The sequence below is a fragment of the Janthinobacterium sp. ROICE36 genome (genome assembly GCF_002869965.1).
Classification (GTDB): Bacteria; Pseudomonadota; Gammaproteobacteria; order Burkholderiales; family Burkholderiaceae_D; genus Janthinobacterium.
Genome location: NZ_PEBS01000016.1, coordinates 28,673 through 47,385, shown reverse-complemented (window position 1 = coordinate 47,385; position 18,713 = coordinate 28,673). Strand labels below are relative to the sequence as shown.

The window sequence follows — 18,713 nt, the reverse complement described above, 5'->3', positions numbered from 1 at the left end:
ACCATGACCACCATCCGCTGCTCCTGGGCCAATCCGGCCAATCCCCGCTATCTCGATTACCACGATACGGAGTGGGGCGTGCCTTGCCACGACGAGCGCCGGCTGTTCGAGATGCTGAACCTGGAAGGCGCGCAGGCGGGCCTGAGCTGGGAGACCATCCTCAACAAGCGCGACACCTACCGCGCGGCCTTTGACGGCTGGGACGCGGAAAAGATCGCCGCCTATGGCTCGGAGAAGGTGGCGCAGCTGCTGCTCGACCCCGGCATCGTGCGCAACCGCCTGAAGGTGGCGGCGGCCATCACGAATGCGCAAGCCTACCTGCGCCTGCGCGCGCAAGGCCAGACCCTGGACAGCTTCCTGTGGGCGTATGTCGATGGCCAGCCTATCGTCAACAGCTGGCAGCCGGGCGCCTTTCCCGCCAAGACGGCTTTGTCCGATACATTGTCGAAAGACTTGCTCAAGCGTGGTTTCAAGTTCGTCGGCTCGACCATTATCTACGCCTACATGCAGGGCATCGGCATGGTCAACGACCATGCGCCGACCTGCTTTTGCCGTGCGGGGCACTGATGCGCCGCGCGCTGGTCCTGCTCGACACGGATTTTGACGGCGCGCGCTTGCGCGCTGCCTGTGCGGCGCATGGCGGTCGCCGCCTGCATTACATCGCTCTGGCGCCGCGTCCCGTCGACGCCACCCACTTGCCCGAAGAGTGGCGGGCACAGTGGCCGCTTTGCGTGCCGGGCTTGCACCGCATGGTCTCGCGCGATGGCCTCGTCACACTCGATGTGCTGATTGGCGAGCCCGATGCCTGCCTGGCGCAGATATCGGCACGCATCGATGAAGTGCTGCTGGCCTGGGTGCCGGCAGCCACGCCGGTGCTGGCGCACCTGATGATGGACGGCGGCCTGCTGCAGGCCGTGCACCTGGACGAGGCGCAGCGCACGGCCCTGCAAAAAAACGGATTTGTCTTCGACGAAAGCCGTTTGCGTGCCGTGTTTTATGCGCGGCGCGGTGAACACGCGGCCGTCAACGTGCCCGAGCGTCGCGCCATCGTCATCGGCGCGGGCGTGGCCGGCGCGGCTGCCTGCGAACGGCTGGCCGCGCGCGGCTGGAAGGTGACTCTGGTCGAGCGCCACGCGCAGCCGGCCAGCGAAGCGTCGGGCAACCTGGCCGGCATCTTCATGCCGCTGATGTCGAAGGATGACAATATCGCCACGCGCCTGGTGCGCGCCGCCTACCTGTACTCGCTGAGCCGCTGGAAAGACCTGGGCGGCATCGGCGCCGCCATCGAGGGTGTGCAAAGCGGCGTGCTGCACCTGGCGCGCGACGGCGCGCATGCGCAGGTGCAGCGGCAGATCGCCGCCAGTGGCCTGTATCCGCGCGAATTCGCCCGCTGGCTGGAAGCGCCCGAGGCGACCGCCATGCTGGGCGCGCCGGCGCCCGATGGCGCCTGGTGGTTCGAACAGGGTGGCTGGGCGCGACCGTCTTCCGTCTGCGCGGCCATGCTGGACGCCTGCGGCGCCTTGCTCACGCGGCGCTTTTCCAGCAGCGCCCTGCGCCTGGAGCGTGGCGATGAGGAATGGCTGGTGCGCGATGCGGACGGTGCCCTGATCGCGGCGGCGCCCACCGTCATCCTGGCGGCAGGCACGGGTGCCGTGGATTTTGAACAGGCTGCCGGTCTGCCGCTGGACGCCGTGCGTGGTCAGGTCACGCACCTGGTCGAAGGCAGTCTGCCATCCTTGCCGTTCGTCGTCTGTCGCGAAGCCTACATGACGCCGGCGCACCAGGGCATCGTGTGCGTGGGCGCCAGTTACGATGCGGACGCGGATGCCGAGGTGCGCGCATCGAGTCAGCACGACAATATCCAAAAGATCGCCGCCATCTTCGATGTGCCTGCGTTTGACGCGCCGCTGGCCGGGCGCACGGGCTTTCGCTGCATGGCGCCGGACCGCCTGCCGCTGGGGGGCGCCTTGCCCGACCCGGGCGTGCCGGGCCGCTGTGAACGCTTGCGCGACGTGCCCCGCTGGCCCGGCCTGTTTGGTTTGCTCGGTTACGCCTCGCGCGGCCTGATCTGGGCGCCGCTGGTGGCCGAGCTGCTGGCGTGCCAGCTGGAGGGAGAGCCGCTGCCGCTGGAGAGTCAATTGGCCGCCGCCCTGGATCCTGCGCGCTTCCTGCTGCGCGAACGCCGCCGTAACGCATAAGTTCTCCCTCTCCGTTTGCGCAGCGGGCCGCATTGTTGCATCAGGTCACGGACTTTGCGCGCGGCTGGCTGGCGCCGGCACGCTGGCGGTATAATTTATCCTTGGCAATATTCAAGCTGCGACCCCAAGGAGATATCCGGTGGAAGATCAACACAGCTCGCCCGAGCTTTTCCTGTTCCTGGCGTCGACCGTGCACGACATGAAAAACTCGATCAGCGTGGTCAGCGGCACGCTGGAATCCTTGCTGGCGGCCGAGCAGGCCAAGCCTGCGCCGCAGGCCGACCCCGCTTACCTGCAGATGGCGCAGATGCTGTACCAGACCAAGCGCCTGAACGATAACCTGATCCAGCTGCTGGCCCTGTACAAGGAAGTGGGCAAGCCCGGCTACCCCTTCGACGTGCAGCCGCAACTGGTGAGCCAGGTGGTGGACCAGGTGGTGGACCAGGAAAAGATCCTGTTGGCCTCGAAAGGCATCCGCCTGCAGACGGCTTGCCCGCCGGAACTGATCTGGACCCTGGATGAAGACCTGGTCATCGGCGTGCTGACGCATGCCATCAACAACGCCATCCGCTACACGAAGGATACGATCCGCCTGTCCGTGCGCCAGGTGGACGCCTTGCTGGAGCTGCGCGTGGAAGACAATGGCGACGGCTACTCGCAGGCGCTGCTTGACGCGGGCAGTGCGGCCATGGATGGCATGGCGGCCGGCGTGAACTTTTCCACCAACAGCACGGGGCTGGGGCTGTATTTTTCCAGTGTCGTGGCGAAGATGCACAAGCACCGGGGCAGCAGCGGCAGCATTGCCCTGGAAAATGGCGGCGCGCTGGGCGGCGGCTGTTTCATCCTGCGCCTGCCCTGAACGAGGATGCCATGACGACAGACAGCCACGCCACCGCCGCCGAAGCGGGCAGCACCGACTGGGCCGACAAGCATTATCTGCTGGTCGATGACTTCATCGGCATCCGCATCCTGCTGCGCGAATCCTTGCGCAACCTGGGCGCGCGCCATATCGACCAGGCGGCCAGCGGCGGCGAAGCCATGAAGCTGCTGGCCAAGACGCGCTATGACGTGGTGCTGTGCGATTACAACCTGGGCGAAGGCAAGAATGGCCAGCAAGTGCTGGAAGAGACGCGCGTGCGCAACCTGACGGCGCCATCGAGCGTGTGGTTGATGGTGTCGGCCGAGAAAAGCGTCGAATCGGTGATGGGCGCGGCCGAGCATCAGCCCGATGCCTACCTGATCAAGCCCATCACGGAAGGCGTGCTGCTGACGCGGCTGAACCGCGTGTGGCACAAGAAGCAGGTGTTTCGCGAGATCGACCAGGCTTGCATGGAAAAGGATTATCTGCGCGCGGCCAAATTGTGCGACGCGCAGATCGAGGTCAACAAGCTGCACGCGCTGGAACTGCTACGCATGAAGGCGTCGCTGCTGCTGAAAAGCGGCGAGCCGGAAAAGGCCCGCGCCGTGTACGAAAAAGTGCTGGCCGAGCGCGATTACAGCTGGGCCAGGGCGGGCCTGGGCAAGATCCGCATGAATAACGGCGAGCACGAGGCGGCGCGGCAGATATTCCAGGGCGTGATCGTCGAAAACAAGTATTACATCGACGCCTACGATCAGATGGCCGTCGCTTACCAGCTGATGGGTCAGCACGAGGAAGCGTGCGGCGTGCTGGAAAAAGCGGCGCGCCTGTCGCCCAATTCCGTGCCGCGCCAGCGCAACCTGGGGCTGGCCGCCTTGAAAGTCGGCAATGTCAGCATGGCGGAAAAGGCTTTTCGCAAGTGTATTTCCATCGGTGAATTTTCCGTCATGAAGACGCCCGATGCCTACCTTGGACTGGCGCGCGTGTGCGGCTTGAAGAAGGATGCCAAGGAGGCGCTGCAATGGCTGCTGCTGGCGCAGCGCGAATTCCCGCCCGAGCAAATTGGCCTGCGCGCGAAGATCACGGAAGGCATGGTGCACCATGAAACGGGCGATTACCGGCGCGCGCGCAAGTGCGGCGACGAACTCGAAGCCATGCTGGCAGAAGACCCGGCGCGGCCCGAAAAAAGTATCTGTATGGAACTGGCCACCCTGCTGTTCGCCGTCGGCGTGAAGGATGCGCCGTCCGGTCTACTGTGCTATGTGGTGAAGAACAACCACGACAATCAGGTGGTACAGGACGAGGTGCAAAAGATCTTCGACAAGGCCAAGATGGGCGACGAAGGCACCAGCCTGATCATCGCTGCGCGCAAGGAAGCGTCGGACTTGATGAACAAGGGCGTACTGCTGTGGAAGACGGACAAGCTCAACGAGGCGGTCGCCTGGATGCGGGCGGCGCGCGAAAAGTTGCCCAACAATCTGCGCATCCTGTTCAATTCCGCGCAAATCATCGTGTCTTTCCTGGAACAACGCGGCTATCAGGCAGCATTGGCGGCCGAGGCCATGGAAGTGTTGTTGTATGTAGACAAAATTGCACCAGGGCAGCAGCGCTTCGCGCAATTGATGGAGCAAGTGGTACAGCTGACGCCGCCGCCTGGGCCGGAATTGGCCGTCGAGATGCCGGAAAAAGCGCCGCCGGCGCCGGAAAAAGGGGGAAAATCCGTGCGCGAGCGTGCCGGATGATAAACTAGGGGCCAGCGTGGGTACGCCCGTGCTTGAGTTGCTTTACAACAATAAGGAAGAAACTATGCGTGATGTGGTCAATGAAGTGTACAAAAAAATGAAAGTCGGCAGTATTGCCTGGGTACGCCCGGTCGCCGCCAAGGGAGACACGCTGGAAACATTCCAGTCTTCGTACGAGCACGCCAAGGCGCTGGCCGACGAAGGCCTGATCACGATCGGTGACGTAAAACGCCAGGCCGACAACATGATCGAGGCGATCCGCATTCATCGTATCGCCTGATCATATCGCCGGCTTGACGCGTCAGGCCTTGCCTGGCGTTTTGGATTTGGGCGCTGCGCGTTTCGCGGGCGCCTTGCGCAGCGGGGCCTTGGCCTTGGCTGCCGTGCCTGCTTCTGCAGGCTTGGCGGACTTGCTGGCCGCTGGCTTGGCCGTCGCTCCAGCCGCTGCACCGCTGGCAGCATCGGGCGACATTGCCGTCGACACCGCCTGCTTGAACTGATCTTGTAACAAATTCCACCAGGCACTTGGGTTGGCCAGCTGGGCTGTTGCCTGGCTGCCGGCATCGTCGGGCGCCGCCGCAGCGGGTTCCGGTGCAGCCGCTGGCGCAGGTGCCGGTTTCGGTGCAGGTGCCGCAGGCGCTGCATGCTGGAAAAACGCGGAAGCGTAGGGCACCGATTCAAAGACGGTTTTCTCGCTGGCGCCTGGCTGGGTGATGGCCGCCGCCAGCGAAGCACCCATCGATTTCAGGGTGGCGATGGTGCCGCGCTGTACTTCCAGCGCCTGGATACTGCCGCGCAGCATGCTGGTGTTGAGGTTCAGCCAGGCTTCGACGGCTTTCAAGTCGCTGATTTTCTTGTCCAGCTCTTCCACCGACATGGTGGGCGCCGTGATGCCTGGCATGCCCATGCCGGGCACGCTCATGCTGCCCCACAGGTTCTTGACGAAGTCGAGGGTATCGGTCACAACTGCTGCGCCCGGTATTTGGGGCATTTGCGGATTTGCCATGCGAAATCTCCTGGTAGGTGGATGTCCCTAGCGTAGCAGATATCAGCTTGCAACTGATGCAACGCTGCGAACATTTACTTACATAAAACATCAGGAGTTGAGCGCGGGCAAGAAGCGGAAAACGGAGGGAAAGCGTTACACTACTGCCTATGATGCCTGACTCCTTCTTTTCGCCACAGCGCCGCCGTACCGTCATTTTTGTCGCGCTCATCGGCGCACTGCATTACGTGGCGCTGGAGTGGCTCACCTCGCGTGCGAGCATGGTGCCGCTGGGGCAGGAGCATGCGCAAGTGGTCAGCATGGCATTGATCGCCGAGCCACCCAAGCCCCGGCCGGTGCTGGCGCCACCACCGCCGCCCGAACTGCTGCCCGTGCCCAAGCCCAGGCTGCCGCCACCGCCGCCACCGACGGCGCTGGTGTCAAGCGAAGCGCCCCAGTGGACGGCGCCCGCCAGCGACGTGCCGGAAGGCCCGGCCACCTCCGAGCCGGCCGCCGTGGCTGCCCCGGCCCTCACGGCGCCTGCGCCAGCCGTGGCGGCCGCGCCCGCGCCGGCCAGCGCGCCGCCACCGGCCGTCGAACAGGCACGGCACTACAAGACGAATGCGCCTGCCTCGGCCCAGTTCGACCTGCATGTAGACCGGCGCGATGCCGATGGCACCAAGTGGCAGGGCGTGGCCTCCATGGCTTGGGACAATAAAGGCGATACCTACCAGCTGACACTGGAAGTGGGCTTGAGCATGCTGATCACGCGCATCAACCTGCTGGTGCTGAGCAGCGAGGGCGTGATCGATGGCAGCGGTATCGTGCCCGTCACGGCCACGGAGAAACGCAAGGGCCGCGCGCAAACGGCCACGCATTTCAACCGCGATGCCAAGACCATCACGTTTTCGGCCTCGACGGCTACGACGCCATGGCAGGAAGGGGCGCAGGACAAGGCCAGCGTGCCGTTCCAGCTGGCCGCCATCGGCCGCGCCGACGTCAACCAGCTGGCCGGCAATATCGATATCCTCGTCGGCGAGGAAAAGGAAGCGACCGTGTTCCGCTTCCAGCTGGTGGGCGAGGAAGAGCTCGACACCAAAATGGGCCGCCTGGTGACCTGGCATGTGCGCCGGCCACCGAAGCCCGGCACCTATTCATCGCAGCTCGATATCTGGCTGGCGCCGTCCATGCAATGGTATCCGGTACAAATACGCAATACCGAAGCGAGCGGGGCGCTGACCACGCAAACCGTGACCCACATTCGCGTCAATGACGCTACAGGAAAATAAATGACTACTTTGATGACTTTGAAACGCGTTGTGCTCGCCAGCTTGCTGGCCGCCACCTTGTCTCCCGCCATGGCCGATGCGCCCGTGGAGCATCCCGCCATCAAGCGCCCCTACAAGCTGGCGCCATCGGCAGACCTCGTCTACTCGATCAAGGCCAGGCAGCGCGGCATCGGGCTGTCCGGCGAATCGGTCAGCAACTGGCGCGTGGGCGACGGCAAGTATACGCTGCTGGCCGAAACCAAGGCTGCCCTGTTCGGCAAGATCCTGGAGCAGCGCAGCGAAGGCACGGTCGACGATTTCGGCCTGGCGCCCTTCCAGTTCGTGGAAAAGCGCTTCCGCAAGGATGCCGTCACGACCACCTTCAAGCGCGACAGCAAGACCATCGTCTTTGGCGAAGGCGATGAAACCTATCCGCTGAAAGGCGGCGAGCAAGACCGCAACAGCGCCGTCTGGCAACTGGCCAGCGTGGCGCGCGCCGCGCCCGAAAAATTCGTCCCCGGCTCGGAATGGGCTTTCTTCGTGGCCGGCGCGCACGATGCCGAACCGTGGACCTTCAAGGTCGTCAAGGAAGAGCCGGTAGGCACGGGCATGGGGGAGGTTGCCGCCATTCACCTGGTCAAGGCGCCGCCGCCGGACAAGAAGGGCCAGCAAGTGGACCTGTGGCTGGCACCGTCGCTGGAATGGTATCCCGTGAAGGTGACGTTTGCCGACGCGGACGGCGGCGATTACGTCGAGCAAACCCTGCAAAAGATCGTTAAAAAGTAAGTGCTTGCCAACGTGCGGGGTCTGGCATGCCGCGTTTGCGTCCCAGTTTTTTCCTCTTGGCCCGGAACGGCGTACCGGCCGTGTTGCGCCGCGTCCGCAGCGCCCCCTCCCGCACGCTAAATTGCATGTCAGAACTGATATACTGACGCCCCCGCCCCGCAGCGCCGCGTTAGCCCGCTGCGCCGCCCGCTGAACACTCATCCGGAAAAGAATGATTGATATAATGGCAAGTGCAGCCGTGGCTACGGATGCACATCAGACAGAGCAAGAACATCACGATTCCTTGCAGGCGCATTTTCAGCCCAATATTTCGGCCGATGAAATTGAGCAAGTTTTTCATTTGAAGCGGGCGCAGCCCTTGCTGCAAGTGTTTACGGCCCTGTTCCATGGCGGTTTCGATGGCGTGCTGGTGCGGCTGCTGGTGTTGCGCGAGCTGGCGTCCGATGCGGCCACGTCCGCCTACACGCGCGCCGATATCAACACGAAACTGGCGTATCTGTTGCCGGAAAGCCTGGAAACGGTCTTGTTGCGCCTGCGCTCGAACCAGTTGCTGGCCTGGGATGCGCAGCAGGGCGTGTACCGCGTCACGCCCATGGCGCGCAATGTGCTGTCCGCCATCGACAGCTTGCTGGGTCTGGGCCAGACGGAAGATGAAGCGGAAATGGGCTTTTTATTGTCGCAGGTGGCCGGTGCGCAAGCCGTGGGCGGCGTGTCGGTCGAGCAACTCCAGCATTTGCTGGGGCGTCTGGTGGATTTGACGGAAGAGTTTTCCGACGCCATCGCTTCCGGTTCCGAATTCCGGCTACGCACGGCGCAGGCGAAATGGAATATGGCTTGCGACTGGGTGGAGAAGGGTTCCGAGATTCTCGTGGCGATCACCTCCGATGAAAATGCGGACGGCGCCACGCACAAGGCGGCGCAGGCGATCGGCCGCGCGCAAAGTAAATTGTTGAACATGCAAGGCATGTTTTCGCGCGCCCTGAACCAGATCGAGCGCCAGCGCGTGCACCTGGGCCAGTCCGGCCTGTCGACCACCGACATCAAGCGCTGGCTTTTGTTGCATGAAGACTTGGCCAGCCTGGCCGAGGGTGCCATCGACCAGCCCGTCGTGCCCCTGTTCTCCACGCCGGCCGAGATGATCGATGTGGCCGAAACGGAACTGCTGTCTGAACGGGCCGCAGGCGTGACCAACACGGGCCTGCCCAGCGGCGAAGATGCCCCCACCACCATCAGCGACGGACCCGTCATGCAGCTTGAACTCGATGACTTGCTCGAACGCCTGTCGAACTTTGCCAGCCTGGGCAATTTCCCCAGCATAGGGGAAGAGGGGCCGAAGAGCGTGCCCGTGCAGGATTCCCTGCTGCCGGCCAGCTTTGCCGTGGCCTCGTACCGCGCCTCCATGCTGCCGCTGCTGGGCGATGTGTCCGAAGCGAGCTTGCAAGGCTCGACGGCCGAACTGGCCCGCTTGCCGATTACCTTTACACCGACCGACGAGATGGTCCAGCTGACCGACCCCCACGTGGCGGCCATGTCGATCGCCTCGCTTTCACTGAATGTTTCACTTGATTTAGATAGCGGCACAGCCGATGAATGACGATTCCCAAATCCTGATTGCGCGCCTGCTCACGCATCAAACCCTGCGCCGCGACGACAAGCTCGTCAAGCGCGTGCTGTCCGACGAGCTGTTCCGCGCCGAGATCGATGCGCGCCTGCTGGCCTGCGGCTTGAAACTGCTCGACAACGTGTATGCCGACCATGTCACCCTGGCTCTGACGCGCACCATCGAGCCGAAGATCTTCGGCGCGCGCGACGTGTGGCAAAACAATAATTTCGGCCTGGCACGCGATGGCGTCGCCTTGCTGGTGGTGCTGTGGGCGCAGATCATCCTGCCCAAGCGCGAACGCCAGGAAACGCACCAGCACGCCGATGATGATCAAAATGACATGTTTGGCACGGAAAAGCCGTTGCCGCGCGCGGAAGACGCCTCGATCGGCATTTCCTACAAGGCGCTGCTGTCCGACTTCGGCGACAAGCTGGGCAAGAAGACGCGCATGGACATGAATTTGGGCACCCTGGCCAAGCTGGGTTTCATCGAGCGGCGCGGCGACTTTATCCTGGAAGGTCCGCTGCTGGACCTGATGATGGACACCGACGTCTTGAAAGAGCGCATCATCAATGGCGCCCTGGCCGACGTATTCAAGCGCGCGCCGGCCCGCCTGGTGGCTGTCGACCCCGATGCCGAGCTGGCAGATGACCTGTCCGCCGACAGCGGCGACTTGCCAGACGCGGGCGACGAGCCTGCGTCCGACCTCCCTCACTGAAAGCGCCCATGTTTCATATCAAATCACTTGAACTGGTGCACTGGGATTACTGGCAGCGCATCAAGAATATTCCGCTCGACGCGAAGATCATCACCATCGCGGGGCAGAACGGTTCGGGCAAGACCACCTTGCTCGACGCCTTGCGCACCTTGTTCGGCCTCGACTGTTCGATGGGCCGCACGTATAAGCACTATGCGCGCCACTCGGGCCAGCAGACGGCCTGGCTGCGCGCCGTGGTCGACAACAAGAACGTGGGCAAGCAGCTGTCGAACCGCCCGTTCCGCAGTTCCGGCTTCTTCAGCGACGATGAAGTGACGCTGTTTTGCCAGATCCAGAAGAATGGCGGCGACTGGAAGCGCCAGTATCTGATGCGTCCGGGCAATGTGCAGATCGAGGACATCACGGACGCCAACGATTGGCTGGGCGTGGAAAACTACCGCAAGCGCCTGGCCAATGCGGGCCTGTCGCCGGCCATGTCAAAAGTGCTGGCGCTGGAGCAGGGCGAGACGGACAAATTGTGCGAATACGCGCCGCGCCAGTTGCTCGACCTGGTATTCCAGGTCTTCGGCGACAAGGAAGTGCTGGACGCCTACGACGAAGCCAAGCGCCACCAACGCGATACGGAAGTGGAACTGAAACGTTTCGAGACGGAACTTGAAGCGTCGAAGACCAACCTGGAAGGCTTGCGCCTGCGCGTGGCCAATTACCACCAGTGGGAAGGGTTGCACAAGGAACGTCGCAACCTGCTGGAAGAAGTGCTGCCCAGCCTGCAGTACCACGAGGCGCGCGAAAAGGCCGCCATTGCCAGCCGGCAATTGCGCGATGCACGCAAACCGATGGCGCAGGCGGACCAGCAACTGACCGATAAACGCAATGCGCTGGCCGCGCAGGCCAAGGCCCTGTCCGACGCGCAGATGAATGAAACCCTGCTGGAGCAGGAATCCATTGGTCTGCAGAGTCGCCTTTCCCTGATCAATGCGAAATTGAAACCGCTGGACAGCCTGCTGGAACAGAAGGAGCGTCTGCACAAGCTGGCGGCCGACTCGGGCAGCGATATCGCCGCAGTGGCGGCCCAGCTGGAACAGAAGGAAGCGCAATTGCTGCAGCAGCGCCAGCAGCGCGACGCCCTGTCGGCGCGCATTGCGGCTGAGCAGGCAACCATTGCCGCGCTGCAAGGCAAGACGGCCATGCCGGAGCCGGACAATGTGCGCGGCATGCGCCGCGCGCTGCGCGATGCGGGCATTGCCCACGCGATGCTGTCCGATATCGTCGAAGTGACGGACAGCCGCTGGCAGGGCGCCGTCGAAGGCGTGCTGGGCGGTTACGCTTCGGTCGTCTTGCTCGATAAAGCCAAGGATGCGTCTAGCGCCTACCGTTTGGCGGAGAAGGAACGCTATCGCCACTTCATCGTGCCCGAGCTGGTCACCGCGCCCGTCGCCAAGGACGAGAGCCTGCTGGCCGTGGTGAAATTTTCCGCGCCCGTGCCCAGCTGGCTGATCGAGCAGCTGTCGCGCATCGCGCGGGTCGATTCCGTGGAGGCGGGCTTCAAGCTGGGCAACCACGAAGAGTGGATCACACCCGAGGCGTATCACCGCGAACGCCGCGGCGGCCGCTCCCTGTTCGTGGAAGCATCGCGCTACCGTTTCGGCCAGGCTGGCCGCAGCGGCCGCCTGGAAGCGCTGCTGCGCTCGCTGCCGGGCCTGGAAGGGCAGGAAGATACCTTGACCCTGGCGATTTCGAAGCTGGCGGCCGAAGTGGGCGCGCTGAAGGCGCGCATCGCCGGCGTCGACGCGGCCAAGGAACTCAGTGCGCGCCAGGATGAATTCGCCGAAGCGTTGCGCAATTCGAAGCCGCTCAAGGAAGAGCGCCTGGAAGTGGGTGGCCGTCTGGGCGAATTGCAAAACCTCACCAAGAACGCCACCGTGGCGCGTACGCGTGTCGATACCGTGTGGCAAAACGCGCGCCTGGCCCTGTCCGAAGCGGAAGCGGGATCGCGCCTCGGTTACAAGAAGCAAATTGAACAGCGCGCCGAGCATGCGCGCGCCTTGCTGGCCTTGCGCCATGCGTGGCGCCATTTGCCGAAAAGCTGGCGCAGGCCGGGCCGACGCGCGGCGCTCGTGGCCGAGCACCAGAATGCGCACCAGGTCGATCTGCGCGTGGCCAGCCTGCAAAACAGTCTGGCGCGAGACGACTGGGAACTCGACGCTACCGTCATCGACCAGCATCACCGCCTGTCGGACCAGTTGCATGGCCGCCAGTCGGAAACGGACGAGCGCCGCTACCAGAATAACCGCGCCATCGAAGCGACGGGCAACGCGCGTGGCGCTTACATGGAGCGCTTGCGTTACACCATCAAGACTTACAGCAAGAACATCAAGGAGCTGGGCGAACTGGCCGGCATCGAAGTGCATGCCGACCCGGTGCGCCTGGAAAACGACGACGTGCAACTGTCGCAGGCGGGCCTGCACGTGCGCTTCAAGTTTGACGGCAAGGGCGTGATCGGCATGAACGATGGCGAAGCATCGGGCGGCCAGCAGGTGATGAAGTCGCTGGTGCTGTTAATCGGCTTGCTGAAATCGGAAGACGGTTCCGGCGGCTTCGTCTTCATCGACGAACCGTTTGCCCACCTCGACATCCGCAACATCCAGCTGGTGGGCGAGTTCCTGAAAAACACGCAAGCGCAATACCTGATGACGACGCCGTTGACGCACAACACAGATGTCTACGATCCATCGGAGCTGACTTTGATCACCAGCAAGAAGAAAAAGGATACGCAATGGGCACAACCGATTTTCGTGCTGCAGCGCCGAGTCGATCCGGCATCGGGCAAGGTGGCGTGATGCGCCATTTACTGCTGTCGGCCGCGCTGGCGCTGGCGTTCGCGGCGCCAGCGATGGCCAATGACGGCATCGGTTCGGTCAGCGCGGGCGGCATTATCGTCGGCAAGACCGACGCCGTGGCCATGAAAAAGGAAGTGCTGACCGTCAGCACGGACTTGATCAAGGTCGAGTACGAATTTTTCAACGAATCGAAAAGCGATGTGGAAGAGACCATCATCTTCCCGCTGCCTGCCTACCAGGCCGGCTACCACCAGTCGCCCACGTACTATGGCCAGCCGCAGCAGTTCTCGATCGAGGTTGACGGCAAGCGCAAGGACTATCAGACCGTGCTGATCGCCAAACTCGACGGCCGTGATGTGACGGCGCGCTTGGCGCAGCTGGGCCTGTCGGACGCGCAAGTCGCCTATTTCCCGTCATTCAGCCCGTTCGGAAAAAAGGTGGCGCCCTTGACCGCCGCGCAGAAAAAAGCCATGGTGGCCGAAGGCTTGCTGGCCAAGCTGTCCGAAGACGAAGAATGGGTGCCTGCCTGGTCCGTGACGGTGGTCTACCAGTGGCAGCAGAAATTCCCTGCCGGTAAAACGGTGCGCGTGCGCCATCAATATGCGCCCTTCGTCGCGGCCGGCCCCGGTGCGTCCTACCTGGGCGATGGCAATGCATTTGAAAAGAAATACTGCGGCGACAAGGCCTTCTACAAGACGTGGAACCGCCTGGCAGCCCAGCAAGGCGAAAGCGGCTTCGTCAATGCCAAGTGGGTCTCATACATCCTGAAGACGGGCAACACCTGGAAGAATGGCATCGAAGACTTCACCTTGAACCTGGTCAAAGGCAAGCCGGACGAGCTGATCAGTCTGTGCTTCCCTGGCACGTTTACCAAGATCAATCCCACCACCTTGCAAGTCAAGTTGCGCAACTTCCGTCCGCAGCAGGATTTGAACGTGTATTTCGGCAATGTCGAGGGCGGCAGCGAGAATACGGGCGAGGCGCCTGCCTTGCGCCCCCATTACTTGCTGAAGTAATAGAAAGACAGCGCCTTGCCCACTCCGATTCTCACCCGCCGTCTGCGTAGCCTGTTCTTGGGCGCGCTGCTTGCCACGCCTGCAGCCTGGGCCGACAGCTATACCGATTTCCAGCAAGCCAGCGGCCAGCTGGAAGCGCTGATGGCCAAGGCGACGCCACAAGGCGGCTTGCCGCGCCTGGGCGACGCTGACGTGGCAGCGTTGTTTGCCCGGATGAGCGATGCGCCGCGCCTGTTCCAGGCGCCCGTCGCGGCGCTGCAGGACATGAACCAGAGCGTGGCCCTGTGCGAGCGTGCCACCAACTTGGGCAAGGCCTATTACCAATTTGGCCTCGCGCTGCCGCTGCCGCTGTCTGGCGCCGAATTGCAGCAGGCGCGCAAGGAACAAGTGACGCAGAACCTGGCCAATTATGGCGATGAAATGAGTACTTTCTTTGCCTTTGGCATGCATTGCCATGCGCACTTGATCGGCTTGATGGAAGCCGAGTTCAGCACGCAGCCGGCGCAGGAGGTGAGCGGTGCCGAGCGCATGCGCGCCCGCGCCTTCAGCAAGGGATCGAGCACCATGTTTGCGAACGTGGTGCAGTTTGTGCAGGTGCCGTTCTGGAACGTGGCGCAAAAGAAGCGGATGCTGGAAGCGGCGGCGCAGCACGCTACGGCGAATGCCAATCTGATGGCGCCGCCCTTGCGCGAACGCCTGCTGATCAGCCTCGCTGATGCGGACAAGGACCTCGATCCCGCCCTGGCGCCGGCGCTGGCGACGATACGCCAGGCGCTGGCGGTGACAAGCTGTGCAGGCCTGTGCCAGTACTACTGACCCGGCTTATTCGGCGGCTTGCAAGGGCTGGTTGCGCTGGCGCCAGCGCAGCAGGCCCCACGCATACACGGCATAGTAGCCGATGACGAGGCCGTAGGCAGCCATGGTCAGCGGGCTGTGGCCGAACGGTGGCGGCGGCACGGGCACGTCCTGGCGCGTGTTCAGGTAGATTTCCATGCCGCGGTACAGCAAGCGGGCGATGAACAGCATCGTGATGGCCAGGCCCAGGTAGCGGTGCTGGGTAAAAAAGAAATCCTTGCCGACTTGCTCGAAGCGCGTCAGCTTCAAGCCCAGCACGCCCAGCCAGCCACCGGCCAGCGCAGCCGCGCCCAGGCTGGACAGGGGCAGGACGTCGAATTTCGTCGTCGTTGCCAGGAACAGCAGCAGCGCGGGCAAGGCGATCGCCACGCTCCAGTGCCGCCACAGCTGCGATTTCTGGCGCGCCACCAGTTTCTTCAGGCGTGAATAAATGCGCCAGACCAGCAGTGGGACCAGGAGCAGCAGGGCGAGGGTAGTGGTTTCCATGTAGGCATTCGGGTACGGGTAAAACAGCGATTGTAAGCGAGATAGGGGCGGGCGGCGATGCTTGTCAAACGGTAAAAGTTGCTGGTTGACATATGCTTGGCATGAACGCACTATGCCTTGTCACCAAGTGCCGCCATGAGCGGCGCGGTGCGCTCGCTTGTTGTCGCCACCTTCCTATACTGGAGTTTCATGTCTACTCGTTTGCCTTTGCTGCCCATTACTGTCGGCCTGATGGCCTCGTCCTGCCTGGCCGTGGCGCAAGATGGCGGCTATCAAATGCCACCTGCGCCCCTGCAAGCCATCGTCGATGCGCCGCGCGCACCGACCTTGAGCCTGAGCCCGAAACGCAATCTGGCCGCCGTGCTGCCCACGCCATCGCTGCCCAGCATCAGCGAAGTGGCACAGCCGGAACTGAAGCTGGCGGGCCTGCGCATCAATCCGCGCACGTATTCGGCCAGCCGTTTCAGTTTTCACACGGGACTGGGCTTGCTCGACATCGATACGCAGAAAGAGATCAAGGTCAGCGGCTTGCCCGCGTCGCCCCGCATCGCCGACCTGGCCTGGTCGCCCGACCAGCGCTACCTGGCGTTTACGCACATCGCCTTTGCCGATCCCGCCAAGGGCGTGAAGGAGTCCGGTGTGGAGCTGTGGCTGCTCGACGTGCAGACGAAAACGGCGCGCAAGCTGGGCAATCAATCGCTGTCGGCCGTTTACGGTCGCGGCTTTTCCTGGATGCCCGACAGCAAGACCCTGCTGGTGCAACTGAAACCGGCCAAGCTGGGTGCGGCGCCCGTGGCCAGCGCCATTCCGACGGGCCCATCCATCCAGGACAGCGTGCCTGGCGGCGGCGTCAAGCAATTGCGCACCTATCCCGACCTGTTGAAAAACGAGCAGGATGCCCAGCTGTTCGGGCACTACACGACCATCCAGCTGGCCTTGCTGGACGTGGCCGGCAAGCAGCGCCTGGTCGGGCAGCCGGGCCAGTTCTCGCGCGTGTCGGCCTCGCCCGATGGCAAGCACCTGCTGACGACCAGCATCGTGCGTCCGTATTCCTATATCGTGCCGGCGCATGACTTCGGCCACAAGATCGACGTGCGCGACCTGAATGGCAAAGTGCTGCATGCGGTGGCGACCCTGCCGCTGGAGGAAGGGCTGCCGCCGGGCAATGATGCCGTGTCCGCCGGCGTGCGTTCCGTCAGCTGGCGGGTCGACGCGCCCGCCACCCTGGTGTGGGCCGAAGCGCAGGATGGCGGCGACCCGGCCAAGGCGGCCGAGATCCGCGACATCGTCTACACGCAGGCGGCGCCATTTGCGGCCAAGCCGGTCGTGCTGGCCAGGCTCGGTTCGCGTTATGCGGGCGTGGCCTGGGGCCGCGGCGACCTGGCCCTGCTGAGCGAAGCGTGGTACAAGACGCGCGCCGTCAAGCAGTGGCGCATCCAGCCGGACCAGCCGTCCGCCGTTGCCGGCAAGCCCGGCGACCTCGTGTACGCCGGTTCCTTGGAAGACCGCTACAACGATCCGGGTCAGCCCGTCATGCGCGCGGACGCAGCCGGCTTGCCGCGATTGCTCATCGCCGTCGACGGTTCCATCCTGCTCGACGGGCAGGGCGCCTCGAAGGATGGCGACCGTCCCTTCATCGACCGCCTGAACCTGGCGACGAAACACAAGGAGCGGCTGTTCCAGAGCGCCGCGCCCTATTATGAAAACGTGGTGGCCGTGCTGGACGAGGATGGCAGCCGTTTGCTGTCGACGCGCGAATCGCCCACCGAACAGCCGAATTACTTTGTGCGCAACCTGAAACAGCAGGGCGCGGCGCAGCTGACGGCTCTCACGCATTTCCCCCATCCTTTGCCACAATTGAAGGACGTGCAGAAAGAGTTGATCCGCTACAAGCGCGCCGACGGCGTGGACTTGACGGCCACCCTGATGCTGCCGCCGAACTATGACGCCCGCCGCGACGGTCCGCTGCCGACCCTGATGTGGGCCTACCCGCAAGAATTCAAGACGGCCAGTGCCGCCAGCCAGACCAAGGGTTCGCCCTACAAATTCAATGCCGTCAGCTACTGGGGCCCGGCCGCTTTCCTGTCCATGGGTTACGCCGTGCTCGACAATCCATCCTTCCCCATCGTGGGAAGCGGCGAGCAGGAACCGAACGACACGTATCTGCCGCAACTGGTGGCCGATGCCGAGGCAGCCGTCGACGAAGTGGTGCGCCGTGGCGTGTCCGACCGCAACCGCATCGCCATCGGCGGCCACTCGTATGGCGCCTTCATGACGGGCAATTTGCTGGCGCACACACGGCTGTTCCGTGCCGGCATCGCCCGCAGCGGCGCCTATAACCGCAGCCTGACACCGTTCGGCTTCCAGGCGGAAGAGCGCTCGTTCTGGCAGGCGCCGGCCGTCTACCAGGCCATGTCGCCGTTTAACTATGCGGACAAGATCAAAGATGCGCTGCTGATGATCCATGGCGAGCAAGACAACAACTCGGGCACCTTCCCCATCCAGAGCGAGCGCATGTTCCAGGCCGTCAAGGGATTGGGCGGCACGGCGCGCCTGGTGATGCTGCCGAATGAGAGCCACGGCTACCGCGCGCGCGAATCGATCATGCAGATGCTGTATGAAAGCAACAATTGGCTGGAGAAATATGTGAAGAACGCCCCGCCGCCAGCCGCCGACATCAAGCCGGCAGGCAAATAAGGGCAGCGGCGCGCATCTCGTGGTATGGTCTTCTTTTGTTTGCAGGGAGGCCAGCCATGTCCATCACCCATGCCCACCGCGCGCCCGAGCCGGCACCGGTCGATGAACCCATGCCGGCGCCGGAGCCGCAAGAAGCGCCCGGGCACCATCCGGGGCCCGAGCATCCGGTGCCGCAGGACGATCCCGTGCCGCACCCGCATCCTCAGTAACCCCCAATAAATTATTGTGATTTCTGACTTCCATCACCGGCGCTCTGCGGCGTTGCCCGCTGCTAGCAGTGCTCGCACTGCGTCGCAGCGGGCGCCTTGCATAGCATCCGGTTTTGTTCGTCATAATTTCACAATAATTTCCTGAGGATTACTTAGTTAATCTCCTCAAGAAAGGCTGTTTCAGATGGCAATTGTCAAAGAAGTCTACACACGCAAAGTCAGCGGTGAAACGTTTGACTATGAACTCGATTACACCCAGGGCGCGGACGTGGCCTGGATTGCGCGCGTGTCTCACGACGGCGTGCTGAAAGGTTCGCCGCACGGCGCGCTGACGGCCAACGTGCTGTCCGGCCCCGCGCTGGAACAATATTTGCGCGCGTATGTCGAAGGCATGATCGAGCGAGGGCTCGACTTGGCCGAGTAAGTTTGCCTTTGCGGCAGAGCAAAGAAA

At 63.2% G+C, this 18,713-nt stretch carries 17 protein-coding genes; 15 read left to right on the top strand and 2 right to left on the bottom strand.

Annotated features, from left to right (window positions below):
* Positions 1 to 3: 3 nt before the first annotated feature.
* The 5 genes from CSZ94_RS09085 (at position 4) to CSZ94_RS09065 (ending at position 5,079) form a co-directional block, all read left to right on the top strand.
* A complete protein-coding gene (locus tag CSZ94_RS09085) occupies positions 4 to 567 on the top strand; it encodes a DNA-3-methyladenine glycosylase I (protein WP_102121191.1) in 564 nt (187 codons plus the stop codon).
* Positions 567 to 2,198 (top strand): FAD-dependent 5-carboxymethylaminomethyl-2-thiouridine(34) oxidoreductase MnmC, encoded by a 1,632-nt coding sequence (mnmC, locus tag CSZ94_RS09080; RefSeq protein ID WP_102121190.1) that lies wholly within the window; start codon positions 567 to 569, stop codon positions 2,196 to 2,198. Before CSZ94_RS09085 ends, mnmC begins: the two co-directional genes overlap by 1 nt.
* A 139-nt stretch (positions 2,199 to 2,337) precedes the next feature.
* Positions 2,338 to 3,057, top strand: coding sequence for a sensor histidine kinase (locus tag CSZ94_RS09075; protein ID WP_102121189.1), 720 nt, complete (start codon positions 2,338 to 2,340; stop codon positions 3,055 to 3,057).
* Positions 3,058 to 3,068: 11 nt separating this feature from the next.
* Positions 3,069 to 4,799, top strand: coding sequence for a tetratricopeptide repeat-containing response regulator (locus CSZ94_RS09070; RefSeq protein WP_102121188.1), 1,731 nt, complete (start codon positions 3,069 to 3,071; stop codon positions 4,797 to 4,799).
* Between the two features lie 64 nt (positions 4,800 to 4,863).
* A complete protein-coding gene (locus tag CSZ94_RS09065; RefSeq protein ID WP_010394693.1) occupies positions 4,864 to 5,079 on the top strand; it encodes a hypothetical protein in 216 nt (71 codons plus the stop codon).
* A gap of 21 nt (positions 5,080 to 5,100) precedes the next feature.
* On the opposite strand, the gene CSZ94_RS09060 is transcribed toward CSZ94_RS09065, so the two are convergent.
* Positions 5,101 to 5,805, bottom strand: coding sequence for a PhaM family polyhydroxyalkanoate granule multifunctional regulatory protein (locus CSZ94_RS09060; protein ID WP_102121187.1), 705 nt, complete (start codon positions 5,803 to 5,805; stop codon positions 5,101 to 5,103).
* Between the two features lie 149 nt (positions 5,806 to 5,954).
* On the opposite strand from CSZ94_RS09060, the gene CSZ94_RS09055 reads away from it, so the two are divergent.
* The 7 genes from CSZ94_RS09055 to CSZ94_RS09025 all read left to right on the top strand — a co-directional run bounded on the left by CSZ94_RS09055 (position 5,955) and on the right by CSZ94_RS09025 (position 14,831).
* Positions 5,955 to 7,073 carry a DUF3108 domain-containing protein gene (locus tag CSZ94_RS09055; RefSeq protein WP_258000874.1) on the top strand — a complete coding sequence of 373 codons (1,119 nt, stop codon included), beginning with the start codon at positions 5,955 to 5,957 and terminating at the stop codon, positions 7,071 to 7,073.
* The gene (locus CSZ94_RS09050) at positions 7,074 to 7,838 is read left to right on the top strand and encodes a DUF3108 domain-containing protein (RefSeq protein ID WP_102121186.1); all 765 of its coding nucleotides are present in this window, start codon (positions 7,074 to 7,076) and stop codon (positions 7,836 to 7,838) included.
* Between the two features lie 211 nt (positions 7,839 to 8,049).
* A complete protein-coding gene (locus tag CSZ94_RS09045) occupies positions 8,050 to 9,432 on the top strand; it encodes a hypothetical protein (protein WP_258000873.1) in 1,383 nt (460 codons plus the stop codon).
* Positions 9,425 to 10,159, top strand: coding sequence for a hypothetical protein (locus tag CSZ94_RS09040; RefSeq protein WP_102121184.1), 735 nt, complete (start codon positions 9,425 to 9,427; stop codon positions 10,157 to 10,159). Before CSZ94_RS09045 ends, CSZ94_RS09040 begins: the two co-directional genes overlap by 8 nt.
* 8 nt (positions 10,160 to 10,167) lie before the next feature.
* Positions 10,168 to 12,999 carry an ATP-binding protein gene (locus CSZ94_RS09035; RefSeq protein WP_102121183.1) on the top strand — a complete coding sequence of 944 codons (2,832 nt, stop codon included), beginning with the start codon at positions 10,168 to 10,170 and terminating at the stop codon, positions 12,997 to 12,999.
* Positions 12,999 to 14,015 carry a DUF4424 family protein gene (locus tag CSZ94_RS09030; RefSeq protein ID WP_180977412.1) on the top strand — a complete coding sequence of 339 codons (1,017 nt, stop codon included), beginning with the start codon at positions 12,999 to 13,001 and terminating at the stop codon, positions 14,013 to 14,015. Before CSZ94_RS09035 ends, CSZ94_RS09030 begins: the two co-directional genes overlap by 1 nt.
* Positions 14,016 to 14,030: 15 nt before the next feature.
* Positions 14,031 to 14,831 (top strand): hypothetical protein, encoded by an 801-nt coding sequence (locus CSZ94_RS09025; RefSeq protein ID WP_146009778.1) that lies wholly within the window; start codon positions 14,031 to 14,033, stop codon positions 14,829 to 14,831.
* A gap of 6 nt (positions 14,832 to 14,837) precedes the next feature.
* Here CSZ94_RS09025 and CSZ94_RS09020 read toward each other — a convergent pair whose 3' ends face one another.
* Positions 14,838 to 15,356 carry a hypothetical protein gene (locus tag CSZ94_RS09020; protein WP_102121180.1) on the bottom strand — a complete coding sequence of 173 codons (519 nt, stop codon included), beginning with the start codon at positions 15,354 to 15,356 and terminating at the stop codon, positions 14,838 to 14,840.
* Between the two features lie 189 nt (positions 15,357 to 15,545).
* Between CSZ94_RS09020 and CSZ94_RS09015 the strand changes: the two genes are divergently transcribed.
* The 3 genes from CSZ94_RS09015 (at position 15,546) to CSZ94_RS09010 (ending at position 18,686) form a co-directional block, all read left to right on the top strand.
* Positions 15,546 to 18,053, top strand: coding sequence for an alpha/beta hydrolase family protein (locus CSZ94_RS09015; protein WP_258000872.1), 2,508 nt, complete (start codon positions 15,546 to 15,548; stop codon positions 18,051 to 18,053).
* A gap of 56 nt (positions 18,054 to 18,109) precedes the next feature.
* On the top strand, positions 18,110 to 18,262 hold the full coding sequence (locus tag CSZ94_RS27965; RefSeq protein WP_180977411.1) for a hypothetical protein: 153 nt from the start codon (positions 18,110 to 18,112) through the stop codon (positions 18,260 to 18,262).
* 184 nt (positions 18,263 to 18,446) lie between these two features.
* Positions 18,447 to 18,686 carry a hypothetical protein gene (locus tag CSZ94_RS09010; RefSeq protein ID WP_102121179.1) on the top strand — a complete coding sequence of 80 codons (240 nt, stop codon included), beginning with the start codon at positions 18,447 to 18,449 and terminating at the stop codon, positions 18,684 to 18,686.
* Positions 18,687 to 18,713 lie beyond the last annotated feature (27 nt).